The sequence below is a fragment of the Mitsuaria sp. TWR114 genome (assembly GCF_007997345.1).
This window is the reverse complement of record NZ_VOSR01000077.1, coordinates 1-11730: the sequence shown is the minus strand read 5'-3', so window position 1 is coordinate 11730 and position 11730 is coordinate 1. Positions and strand designations below refer to the sequence as shown.

General features: G+C 70.8%; 10 protein-coding genes and 3 pseudogenes. 4 read left to right on the top strand and 9 right to left on the bottom strand.

Translation table 11 applies throughout. The features are described 5' to 3' along the window. Positions 1-1456, bottom strand: a pseudogene (locus FUT87_RS04150) (hypothetical protein); the annotation flags it as partial. A gap of 150 nt (positions 1457-1606) precedes the next feature. Here FUT87_RS04150 and FUT87_RS04145 point away from each other — a divergent pair. Beyond that, on the top strand, positions 1607-2149 hold the full coding sequence (locus FUT87_RS04145) for a hypothetical protein (RefSeq protein WP_147240180.1): 543 nt from the start codon (positions 1607-1609) through the stop codon (positions 2147-2149). Here the strand turns inward: FUT87_RS04145 and FUT87_RS04140 are convergent. After that, the gene (locus tag FUT87_RS04140; RefSeq protein WP_222617042.1) at positions 2136-2429 is read right to left on the bottom strand and encodes a 4-oxalocrotonate tautomerase family protein; all 294 of its coding nucleotides are present in this window, start codon (positions 2427-2429) and stop codon (positions 2136-2138) included. The two genes, FUT87_RS04145 and FUT87_RS04140, sit on opposite strands and share 14 nt — an antisense overlap. An 11-nt stretch (positions 2430-2440) precedes the next feature. Continuing rightward, complete coding sequence (locus FUT87_RS04135; RefSeq protein ID WP_147240179.1) at positions 2441-3199, bottom strand: SDR family NAD(P)-dependent oxidoreductase; 759 nt, start codon at positions 3197-3199, stop codon at positions 2441-2443. Between the two features lie 182 nt (positions 3200-3381). Between FUT87_RS04135 and FUT87_RS04130 the strand changes: the two genes are divergently transcribed. Beyond that, positions 3382-4233, top strand: coding sequence for a LysR family transcriptional regulator (locus tag FUT87_RS04130; protein ID WP_404935358.1), 852 nt, complete (start codon positions 3382-3384; stop codon positions 4231-4233). Between the two features lie 31 nt (positions 4234-4264). On the opposite strand, the gene FUT87_RS04125 is transcribed toward FUT87_RS04130, so the two are convergent. From FUT87_RS04125 to FUT87_RS04110, 4 genes are all read right to left on the bottom strand, one after another. Further along, the gene (locus FUT87_RS04125; RefSeq protein WP_147240177.1) at positions 4265-4783 is read right to left on the bottom strand and encodes a hypothetical protein; all 519 of its coding nucleotides are present in this window, start codon (positions 4781-4783) and stop codon (positions 4265-4267) included. Positions 4784-4827: 44 nt separating this feature from the next. Continuing rightward, on the bottom strand, positions 4828-5715 hold the full coding sequence (locus FUT87_RS04120) for a hypothetical protein (protein ID WP_147240176.1): 888 nt from the start codon (positions 5713-5715) through the stop codon (positions 4828-4830). Positions 5716-5728: 13 nt separating this feature from the next. Then, on the bottom strand, positions 5729-6538 hold the full coding sequence (locus FUT87_RS04115) for a hypothetical protein (RefSeq protein ID WP_147240175.1): 810 nt from the start codon (positions 6536-6538) through the stop codon (positions 5729-5731). Positions 6539-6733: 195 nt separating this feature from the next. Next, a complete protein-coding gene (locus FUT87_RS04110; protein ID WP_091727483.1) occupies positions 6734-7393 on the bottom strand; it encodes a peroxiredoxin in 660 nt (219 codons plus the stop codon). 343 nt (positions 7394-7736) lie between these two features. Here FUT87_RS04110 and katG point away from each other — a divergent pair. Together katG and FUT87_RS04100 are read left to right on the top strand one after the other, a co-directional pair. Continuing rightward, positions 7737-9931, top strand: a pseudogene (gene katG / locus FUT87_RS04105) (catalase/peroxidase HPI). A 118-nt stretch (positions 9932-10049) separates the two neighbouring features. After that, entirely contained in the window at positions 10050-10562 is a 513-nt protein-coding gene (locus FUT87_RS04100) for a CAP domain-containing protein (protein WP_222617041.1), read from the top strand. A 129-nt stretch (positions 10563-10691) separates the two neighbouring features. On the opposite strand, the gene FUT87_RS04095 is transcribed toward FUT87_RS04100, so the two are convergent. Both FUT87_RS04095 and FUT87_RS04090 read right to left on the bottom strand, forming a co-directional pair. Then, positions 10692-11354 (bottom strand): PQQ-binding-like beta-propeller repeat protein, encoded by a 663-nt coding sequence (locus FUT87_RS04095; protein WP_147240181.1) that lies wholly within the window; start codon positions 11352-11354, stop codon positions 10692-10694. Between the two features lie 90 nt (positions 11355-11444). Continuing rightward, positions 11445-11730 (bottom strand): annotated as a pseudogene (locus FUT87_RS04090) (HTH domain-containing protein); the annotation flags it as partial.

Genomic DNA, 11730 nt, shown 5'->3' with positions numbered 1-11730 from the left:
CGGGCCGCTGCGGGAGCGCGCGCGTCACGTCGAGGGGCTCCCGCGTCCACACGCGCCGCGTGCGCGCGCCGGTGCCCAGCGTCGGCAGCGCCGGCAGCAGCAGGCGCGACACCAGCAGCCAGTGAGCGCCGGCGGGGAAGTGGCGCTCGGTGCGCGTCGTCTGCAGGCGATGCCATTCGATGTGGGTCTCGGTGACCGCGGCGGGCACCTCGTCGTCGCGCAGGCCCAGCAGCAGTTCGACCGCCAGCACCGGCGCATGCGGATGCCCGATCGCCGCCAGCCGCCGCAGGCCGCGCCAGCCGCGCAGGCGCAGGTATTCGCGCGTGCGACGGCCGTAGGCGCGCGCCGGCTTGCGCTTGCTGCCGGCGCTGCGGACGATCCACTCGCCGGTGGACGGGTCCAGGTAGTGGCGCGTCGTCAGGCCGCCCTGGGCGGGACGGGTGTTCTCGAAGCGCGCATGCAGCAGGCCGAGGACCTCCGCGTCGCGGCGCAGCTCCGCGGTCTTGTAGACGTAGCGCAGCGCCTGGAAGGCCTCGGCCTGCAGGGGCAGCGCGCGCAGCAGGCTCAGCAGCTTCGCGCGCACGTCGGGACGGACCAGGGCGAGGTCGTACCAGTCCTGCAGCAGGTCGGGCCAGTCGAGGCGGCGGGCCTCGAGCGCGTCGAGCAACGCGAGCACCAGCGCCGGGCCTTCGACCGGCAGCGCGAGTTCCGCGGACCACTGGCTCGCGGCGACCTCGAGCTGCGACTGCAGCGCCTCGGGCGCCAGCAGCATCAGCCGCGCCTGGTGGGCATACCGTTTCGTGGCCGGGCTGCGGCCGCGCTCGGACAGCACGGCCATGGCCTCGGCCGCACCGGGATCGCCGAGCCGGCCGATCGCGGCGGCCAGGCAGAGGTCGAGCAGGTCGGAGCCGCTCTCCAGCAGCTCGACCAGTCGCGGCACCAGTGACCGGAGCGCGCGCTGCGCGGCGGGATCGGCTTCGCTGCGGTCGCTGCATTCGGCGACGCGCCAGGCGGCGCGAGCGCGGCGATCGTCGGGTTCGAGCGTCCAGCGCGCCGGCGCGAAACGGGCCACGAGCGCGGCGATGGCCGGCGGGACCGGGCCGGCAGGGGCGCCCGAAGGTGTGGAGGCCGTGGGAACGGAGGGGGAGGAAAGCGGGGCCGCGGCGCTCTCCGGCTCGACACCGAGCGCCTCGAAGCCGTCGCGGCGCAGCAGCGTCTCGCCCGCGGCGAGCCGGCGGCGCAGGAAGTCCAGCGCGCGGCGCTGCGCCTCGGCCAGGGTGCAGGGCGTGGCGGTCAGCGACGACTCGCCGCTGTCCTGGCGGACGTTGACGACGTAGCGGGCCGCGTCATCGCTGCCAGTGCGGCCGGCGGGCCGGTCGAGCTCGACCAGTTCCACCGTGCAACGGCGCTCGCGCGGATGGACGCGGATCAGCGTCGCGGATGCGATCTTCCTCAAGTGCTTCTCCCCCTGCGACGGGCGATTCTAGGGGGGCGATGCCGACCTAGGGATGGGCCCTTTCGGGGGGGCTGCCTAGTCTGGCTCACGGCTTCTTCACGGCCCGATCCCGGGCGGTGGCCGCGATGCGGGATGCGCAGGGAGACGACCATGCCGACACGCCAGCTGATGGTGACGCAGATCAAGTGCCTGGACGACACGAGCGAGGGCGACGGCGGCGACTCGCCCTATGTGCTGGTGTTCATGGCCCACCGCAACGTGCCGGGCGGCAAGCTGATCCGCGTGCGCGATCCCGATTGGGACAACCACTTCCTGAAGGGCCGCATCGTCAACACGCGGCAGATCGTCGACGAGGCCGAGGCCGGCGGCGCCTTCGTCTTCGCCTGGCTGCTGGAGGAGGACTGGGATCCGGACCTGGGCAGCGGCGGCGTGCTGCAACTGATGCTGCAGTCGATCTGGAACGTCTATGGCCAGAGCGGCTGGTCCAACCTGACGGCGGCGCAGCTGCGCTCGATCGTGGGGGCCAAGCTGTCCAGCCTCGTGTCCAGTTCCCTGTCCAACGACGAGTACCTCGGCTGGCACAGCTTCGTCGTGCCGACGGTGACGACGGAAACCGCGCTGTCACCGCTGAACTACGGCGGCGACGGCGGCAGCTACAAGCTGACCTTCACGGTGAGGATCAAGGGCGGCTGAGCGCCCGGTCCTCCCGTGCGGGCGCCGCGTTTTCCAGGGCCTCCCTAGCCCGGCGTCCCGGACTGCCGCCGGCGGAACTGCGCCGTCGGCAGTCGCCGACGCCCCAGTTCTCGAGCTCCACCTCGTCGATGACGACGAAGGTCATGTGGCGCGGCTTGCCCATCACCTCGAAGAGCAGGTCGCTGACGCCCTGGATCAGGGCGGCCTTCTGCTCGGGCGTGGTGGCGCTGGCGCCGGGGGCGGTGCCCTCGCGGGTCACCTTGATGTTGACGTAGGGCATGGGGGCTCCTTTCAGCGGCCGGCGTGCTGGCCGCCGTCGACGTTGAGCAGCTCGCCGGTGACGAAGCCCGCGCGCTCCAGGTACATCACCGCGTCGACGACCTCGCTGATCTCGCCCATGCGGCCCATCGGGTGCAGGGCGGCCAGGAACTCATGGGTCTGCGGTGCATGCATGGGGGTCTTGATGACGCCGGGACGCACCGCGTTCACGCGCACGCCGCTCTTCGCGTATTCGATCGCGAGCGAGCGCGTCACCGCATCCAGGCCGCCCTTGGTCAGGCTGGCCAGGCCGGCCGGCACGCCGGCGATCGGCTGGTCGACCAGCGTGGTCGTGATCTGCACGATGTGGCCTTGCCGCTGCAGCAGCATCTGCGGCAGCGCCAGCTGCGTGAGGTGGAAGAAGCCGGCCACGTTGACGTCGAACGCGGCCTGGTAGTCCGCGAGCGTGTATTCGGTGAAGGGCTTGGCCAGGAAGATGCCAGCGTTGTTGATCAGCGTGTCGATGCGGCCGAAGCGGTCGAGCGCCGTCTGGACGATGTGCTGGGCGACGGCGCGGTCGCCGATGTGGCCGGGCACGGCGATCACGCCGGCGTCGTCGCCTGGCTGGATGTTGCGGGAGTTGGCGATGACCGCATAACCCTGGGCGCGGTAGGCGGCGACGAGGCCGGCGCCGATGCCTTGCGAGGCGCCCGTGATGAGAGCGACCCGCTGCGTGGTGGTCGTGGTGGTCGTGGTGGTCGTGGCGGTGGCGGTGCTGGAAGCGGTGGACATGGAAGGCTCCTGTTCATGCGGGATCCGGAGGATCCGGGGTCGTCGGGGACGCCGCGGCGATCGGGGATCGGGAGGCGTTGGACGAAGCGTAGGAGCCGGCCTGCGCCAGCGGTAGCCGCTATCCTGTCTCAATGGCTGATCAAAAACGCACAGGCCCTCGCCGGGGCGTGGACTGGGAGGACATGCGGGTGTTCCTCGCGCTCGGGCGGCACGGCAGCCTGTCGGCGGCGGCGCGGGCGCTCTCGGTCAATCACGCGACGATCGCGCGCCGCATCCAGTCGCTGGAGGATCGCCTCGGCGACAAGCTCGTCGACCGCCGGCCCGACGGCTATGCGCTGACGCCGGCGGGCCGGCTGGCACTGGCCGCGGCGAGCGAGATGGAAGCCGCCGCGTTGACGCTCGCCCGCGAAGGCGACGAGGACGACGCGGTGCGCGGGCTGGTGCGGGTCAATGCGCCACCGGCGCTGTCGCAGGGCTTCCTGATCGATCGGCTCGCGCGGCTCTCCGCGGTGCATCCGGGGCTGGACCTGGACCTCGCCACCGACCTGCGCCCGGTCAGCCTGGACCGTCACCGCGCCGACATCGCGGTGCGCCTGATGCGACCGCGCGACGGCGACTTCATCGCCAAGCCGCTGGGCACCATGGGGTTCGGCTTCTACGGCACGCCGGCGATCTGCGCGGCGGTGGAGGGCGGCGCGGCGCCGGTGTTCGTCGGCTTCGACGAGGAGAACGCGGACATGCCCGACGCCACCTGGCTCGCGCAGCACTTCCCGCGCAGGCGGGTGGCCTTCCGCGCCAACAACCACATGTCGCAGGCGATCGCGTCACGGACCGGCGCCGGCCTGGCGCTGCTGCCGCACTACATCGGACGCCAGGTGCCGGGCTTGCGCGAATGCGCGCTGACGCCGACCCGCGAGGCGCGCGAGATGTGGCTGCTGATCCGCGGCCAGGACCGCAAGGCCCGTGCGATCCGGACCGTCGCGGACCATCTGCAGCAGGTCTTCGAGGAAGAGCGGGCGCTGTTCGTGCCCTGATGGCGCGGCCTTGGACGGCCTGCGATCGACCTCAGGTCGTGAAGACGAACTGTCCGCCCTTGCGCATCGGGCCGAGGAAGTTCACGTCCGGGAAGATCCGGCGCTGGATCCAGAAGACGTAGCAGATCATGGCGATCGAGAGCGCCATGCCGACCAGGCCGCCGGTGGTGATCGGGAACAGCTGAGCCACGTTGCGGCCCACCGTGATGATCGACAGGAACAGGTAGCCGGTGTAGGCGCCGGCGTAGGGCTTGCGGAAGCCCCAGGCGAACAGCAGCGGGATGCTGGTCAAGGCGAGGCCGAGCCACATCGAGACCTGCCAGCCGACCGCCAGCACGATCAGCGCCTGCAGCACCATCAGCCCAACCAGTATGTTGACGTGCAGGCTCATCTCGGCGCGCGCCTGCGGGTCGTGTCGGGCGGCCAGCCAGGCCGCGAGCCGGCGGTCCTTCATGCCCTGTCCGGACAGCTGCCGGAACACCTCGGACTTGCCCACGCCCTGCGCGAGCAGCGCTTCGGCCCGCGCCTGGATCTCCTTCTTGTCCGCCATGTCTTCTCCTTGTTCGAATCGCTCCCGACGCGCGGGATTCTGGCTCAGCCGGATCGGCCCACGCGCCGGCCGGTGCGTGGCCGCTTCATCTCGCGCTTGTACTGCTCCTTGAGCTCGGCGGCTTGGCGCAGCTGCGCGTCAGTCAGGCGCTCCTGCTCGCGGTTCCGGCTGAACTTGCCCGGCGCGATGAGTTGGGGGTTGAGGTCCTCGGCCAGCAGCGCGTAGGCCCGCGCCTCGACCGGAGACAAACCCAGGTCTTCGCCGCGCGTGGCGAGCACGAGCGTGGGGAAGCGGTCGCCGGCGCGGACGTCGCCGCGCAGGCCCTCGAGCAGCGGGGCGCGCATGTCCTGTGGCGGGTCGAAATCGACCAGGCGAAAGTAGGCCATCGAGACACCTCGCTCGCCGCCCCGCAGCGCGCGCTCGGCCAGCGGCAGGCGCTGGGCTCGCATCTCGTCGGTGATGGACTGGCAGCGGCGCACGCGGTCGTCGAAATGCGCGATCGCGTGGGCGACGTCCGCCGGGTTGGACTTGGGATCGGCGCGAACGGTCTCCAGGGTCTCTCGCACCTGGGTCGCGCCCTCGCAGCGGGACAACACCTCCGTCGCGTCGCCGGCTTGCGCGGCGGAGCCGCCCTGCAGCGCGGCAAGCACGATCTGGCCGTAGTCCTCGATGACGGCGGAGGCGCCGACAGCGGGCCCGATCGCGGCTGGCCGCGTCGTGCCGGCCGCTGGTGGTCCCGAGGCGCCGGGTGAGAACGGTCGGGACGCCTGGGGCGGGGAGGCGGACGAGGCCGTCAGCTCGGCGGAGGCAGCCGTCGACGAGGGGTCGGCAAGCGCGACACGATCATCGTCGGCGGGATGAAGCCCGAAGGCCACGAGGGTCGCCGCGCCTGTAAGCGCGGCAGCAGCGAGGATCCAGCGCAGGAAGGGCATCGGGGAATGTCGTCTAGCCGTGACGGTGTCCGTGCTGCGGCTTCATGTCCTTGGTCCACGTCGCGGCCAGCGTTTCGGCCTGACGCTGTTCCTCGTCGGTCAGCGGCTTGCCAGCCCCGCTGGCGCGATCCGGGTCGAAGAAACCGATCGCGTCCATCTTGTCGAAAGCGATCTCATAGGCCCGCGACTCGACCCTGGACAGGCCGAAGAGCTCCCTGTGCTGTGCCAGCATCAGCGCGGCGACGCCATCTCCGTCGAGGAAGTCCGCGCGCAAGGCCGCGGCCAGCGGTTGGCGCATGGCCTCCGGCGGGGCGTAGTGGACGGCGGCGCCATAGATCGTCGCGACGCCCTTCACGCCCCCCAGCACGGCGCGCGCCGAGAGTTCCAGCTCCCGGCCCATCAGGTCGGGCGGGATCGACTGGCATGAGCGCTCCTGTCTGTCGAGCGCGGCGATGGTGCGGTCGGCGCCTTCAGCGGCCACGCGTCCTTCCTGCTTCAGCTCCTCGAGTGCATCGCGCGTCTGCGGGACGGTGCTGCACAGGACGAGCAGCTTCGCGGCCTCGCCGGCCTGCTGCGGCGTGCCGCCATTGAGCGCGGTGATCACGATCTGGCCGTAGTCGCGCAGGGCGGCGGAGGCACCGATGGCGGCCTCCCTCGCCGCGCCGGCCACGGCCGGCGTGCCGGGGGCCGGTGCAGTTCCACGGGATGGGGTGGCGATCGGCGGCGGCGCGGCGGATGTCCGCTCCGCATGCGCGGGGACGGACAGGGTCACGCGCTCGCCCTCCGGCGCGAGGGACCAGGCCAACACGGCGGCGGCGAGCACCAGCCGGCGATGGCCGAGGCACGGCGGGTGAACAACATCGAGGACTCCATGGGCCATGCGGTCGCGCGCCGCATGAAGCCGCGCATGTTATCGACGCCTCCATGGAAAAAGGCCGGTTCCCCCCATCGGAGGGTCCGGCCTTCATTCGCGCGCAACGCGCGGCGCGGTGTCGTCACGCGCGCCGGTCGCGCTGCCTCACTTGGGCTGCTTGACGATGCGCAGGTAGGGCTTGGGCGCCTTCCAGCCTTCGGGGTAGATCGTCTTGGCTTCGTCGTCGGACACCGAGCCCGCGATGATCACGTCGTCCCCGTGCTTCCAGTTCACCGGCGTGGCGACGCGGTGCTTGGCGGTGAGCTGGATGGAATCGAGCACGCGCAGGATCTCGTCGAAGTTGCGGCCCGTGGTCATCGGGTAGGTCAGCGTCAGCTTGATCTTCTTGTCCGGGCCGACGATGAAGACCGAGCGCACCGTCGCGTTGGTCGCCGCGGTGCGGCCTTCCGAGGTGCCCGGCTCCTCGGCCGGCAGCATGTTGTAGAGCTTGGCCACCGCCAGGTCGGTGTCGCCGATCATCGGGTACTTCACCGCGGCGCCCTGAGTCTCCTCGATGTCGGCGGCCCACTTCGAGTGGTTCTCGACCGGATCGATGGACAGCCCGATCAGCTTGGCGTTGCGCTTGGTGAATTCGGGCTCGATCTTCGCCATGTAGCCCAGCTCGGTCGTGCACACCGGGGTGAAGTCCTTCGGGTGCGAGAACAGGATGGCCCAGCTGTCGCCGATCCAGTCGTGGAAGTTGATCTCCCCGTGCGTGGTCTTGGCGGTGAAGTTCGGGGCGGTGTCGTTGATGCGCAGAGACATGATGGGCTCCAAGGTGAAGGGTCCATCGCCGCGGACGGCGACGGTCGATCGTGCGGGACCGGGCGATTCTCGTCGTCCCACCGGCACCGGCCGGCGGCTGGGCGACATTCTTGTCCTCCCTTTCGACGACGGGGAGAGTCTGCCCAATGGCCTTGCTCGGCCAGCGACTTTACTCATGCGCGGACCGGATGAGGGCCCGCGCCGCCGGCGGCCACGCCGAAAAAGCTATCGGCCCGATAAACACCGGCTGTTGCCGCCGTCGCCGGGCGAGTCCTAGACTCGTCCGCGCTCGCACTCTGCGGACAAGCGGACGGTTCCCCAAGGCTCAACTCAGGAGGCAGACATGTCAGGCGATTCCAAGTGCCCATTCTCGAGCGGCACCCACCACCATGCGGTGGCCGGGACCAAAGGCAACCGCGACTGGTGGCCCGAGCAACTCAACCTCTCCATCCTTTCCCTGCATTCGCCCAAGTCCAATCCGATGGGCGAGGAATTCAAGTACGCGCGGGAGTTCCAGACCCTGGACCTCGACGCGGTGGTCCAGGACCTGCATGCGCTGATGACCGACTCGCAGGACTGGTGGCCCGCCGACTACGGCCACTACGGCCCGTTCTTCATCCGCATGGCCTGGCACTCGGCCGGCACCTACCGTGTGCAGGACGGCCGCGGCGGCGCGGGCACCGGCGCGCAGCGCTTCGCGCCGCTGAACAGCTGGCCCGACAACGGCAACCTCGACAAGGCCCGGCGCCTGCTCTGGCCGGTCAAGCAGAAGTACGGCCGCAAGCTGTCGTGGGCCGACCTGATGATCCTGGCGGGCAACGTCGCGCTGGAGTCGATGGGCTTCAAGACCTTCGGTTTCGCGGGCGGCCGCGCCGACATCTGGGAGCCGGAGACCGATACCTTCTGGGGCCCGGAGACCACCTGGCTCGGCGACGAGCGTTATGCCGGCGACCGCGACCTGGCCAATCCGCTGGCGGCGGTGCAGATGGGCCTGATCTACGTGAATCCGGAAGGACCGAACGGCAAGCCCGACCCGGCCGCCTCCGCGCGCGACATCCGCGAGACCTTCCGCCGCATGGCGATGAACGACGAGGAGACGGTGGCGCTGGTCGCCGGCGGTCATACCTTCGGCAAGGCGCACGGCGCGGGCGAGGCGCATCACGTCGGCGCGATGCCGGAGGGCGCCGGGCTCGAGGAGCAGGGCCTGGGCTGGAAGAACCAGCTGGGCGAGGGCATGGGCGTCTACACGATCACCAGCGGCATCGAGGGCGCCTGGACGCCGACGCCGACGACCTGGGACAACAGCTACTTCGAGACCTTGTTCGGCTACGAATGGGAGCTGACGAAGAGCCCGGCCGGGGCTCACCAGTGGACGCCCAAGGGCGGCGCGGCGCCGGCACCGTGCCCGACGCGCATGACAAGACCAAGCGCCACGCGCCGATGATGACGACGGCCGACCTGGCGCTGCGCGTCGATCCGGCCTACGAGAAGATCTCGCGCCGCTTCATGCAGAACCCGGCCGAGCTGGCCGACGCCTTCGCGCGCGCCTGGTTCAAGCTGACGCACCGCGACATGGGGCCGACGTCGCGCTACCTCGGCAAGCTGGTGCCGCAGGAGCAGCTGATCTGGCAGGACCCGGTGCCCCCGGTCAGCCATCCGCTGGTGGACGACCAGGACGTCATCGCGCTCAAGGCCAAGCTGCTGGCCAGCGGCCTGAGCATCTCGCAGCTGGTGACGACGGCCTGGGCCTCGGCCTCGACCTTCCGTGGCGGCGACAAGCGCGGCGGCGCCAATGGCGCGCGGATCCGGCTCGCGCCGCAGAAGGAATGGCCGGTGAACCAGCCCAGCGAGCTCGAGAAGGTGCTGTCCAAGCTGGAAGCGGTGCGCAAGGAGTTCAACAGCTCGGCGGCCGGCGGCAAGCAGATCTCGCTGGCCGACCTGATCGTGCTGGGCGGATCGGCTGGTGTCGAGGCGGCGGCGAAGCAGGCGGGGCATGCGGTCGTCGTGCCCTTCTCGCCGGGGCGCACCGATGCCTCGCAGGACCAGACGGACGTCGAGTCCTTCGGCGTGCTGGAGCCCGCGGCTGACGCCTTCCGCAACTACATCCGCAAGGACCTGGTGCCGCATGCGGCCGAGCTGCTGGTCGACAAGGCCCAGCTGCTCACGCTGAGCGCGCCGGAGATGACCGCGCTGATCGGCGGCATGCGGGTGCTGGGCACCAACTTCGGCCACACCCGGCATGGGGTCTTCACGACGCGTCCGGAAACGCTGAGCAACGACTTCTTCGTCAACCTGCTGGACATGCGGACGAAATGGCAGAAGTCGACCAGCGACGAAGGCGTGCTGGAGGGCCGCGACCGCGGGACCGGCGCGCTGAAGTGGACCGGCACGGCGGCGGACCTGGTGTTCGGCTCGAACTCGCAGCTGCGCGCGCTGGCCGAGGTGTACGCGTCCAGTGACGGCGAGAAGGTCTTCGTCAACGACTTCGTCAAGGCCTGGACCAAGGTGATGAACCTGGACCGCTACGACCTGCTGTGAGCGCTCCCGGGCGCCGCTCGCGCAGCGGCGTCCGGAGATCGCGGCGCAATGGCCACGCTGGCCCGGCCCGGTACGTTTCGTTCCAGCTTTCTTTCCGGCTGTTTCATAAGATGCCGCGATGGACGTCCATGAGAAGCCGGTCCGCCGGCCATTGCCCCTTTCGATGATTGCCGCCGCCTTGCTGGCGCTGGGACTGAGCGCCTGCGGCGGTGGCGGCGGTGACGCCGATACCGGCACGCCGGGCTCGACCCCCACGCCCACCCCGTCGACGCCGACGCCCACCCCCGTGGCCGGCACCTGCGACCTGCCCAACTTCAAGCAGGACCTGCTCGACCGCATCAACGCGTTGCGCGCCTCGGGCGCCAGCTGCGGCACGTCGGGGAACTTCCCCGCCGTCGCGCCGGTCGTCTGGAACGATAAGCTGACGCAGGCCGCCGACGCGCACGCGCTGGACATGGCCAACAACAACTACTTCAGCCACGACAGCCAGGACGGCCGCAAGTTCTCCGACCGGATCACCGCCGCCGGCTACACCTGGGTCGCGGCCGGCGAGAACATCGCCGCCGGCCAGGGGACGGTCGAGGCGGTCATGAGCTCCTGGCGCAACAGCCCGGGCCACTGCGCAACCTGATGTCGGCCAACTTCGCCGACGTGGGCGTCGCCTGCCGGCCCGCGGCTTCCTCGGCCAACACCTACAGCAAGTACTGGGTCATGGACCTGGGCAAGGCGCGCTGAAGCGACAGCCCGGGCGCCGCGCCTGTCAGGCGCGCGGCGGGCGCCGCACGGCGCGCAGCTTCCCGCTGCCGCCGCCACCGCAATAGAACAGGCCGGCGCCGTCGGACTCCAGGCCGCTGACGCCCTGGTGGGCGGGCATCGCGAGCCGCTCCTTCACCGTGCCGTCGACGGGATCGACGCGTCGAAGCTCGCTCTCGTCGCCTTCCCAGGTGGCATGCCAGAGCTCGCCATCGACCCAGGTGACGCCGGTGACAAAGCGGTTGGACTCGATCCTGCGCCGCACCGCGCCGGTCTCGGGATCGATCTGCACGATCGTGCGGTCGCGGTACTGGCCCACCCACAGGCTGCCTTCGGCCCAGGTGAGTCCGGAGTCGCTGCCTTGACCCGATGGCGCCGGGATCGACCCGAGCACGCGGCCGCTGGCGGGATCGATCTTGTGGATGCGCGCATCGGCGATCTGGTACAGGTGGCGGCCATCGAAGGCCGTGCCGGCGTCGGCGGCGCAGGGCAGCGTGCGCTGGACCTCCCCGCTGGCCGGATCGATCGCCAGCAACCCCAGCGCCGTCGCGGCCCAGACGCGGTCGCCGTCGTGGCTGACGCCGTGGACGGCGGGCGCGCCGGGGTAGGGGCCGTACTCGCGCACGACCTCGGCGGGGCGGGCCTCGGGCAGGCCGTCGTTGGAGGCCATGCGGGCCTCGGCGTGGGGATCGCAAGCAGTGGAAGCGGTCGAGGACATCGGGTTCTCCTTCGCGGCGACCGTCGCCGCATGGACCGCAATCTATCCAGACGGCGGCAACGCGGGGAGTAACAAGATCGTCGCGAATCCGCTCATCGGCGGCGCCAGCCAGCGCCGGGCACGCGTGAGTCCGAGCGCCCGCACCCGTCCGTCGGCCTCCAGGTCCGCCAGCGCGCGCTGCACCGTCCGCTGGCTCGCGCCCAGGGCCAGCGCGAGGGCCGAGGTCGACCAGGCGTTGCCGTCGGCGAGCAGCGCCAGCAAGGCGGCGGACTCGCCTTCGATCGGCGGCACCAGCACCGTCACCGACCGGCCCGCCTCGGCGCGCAGC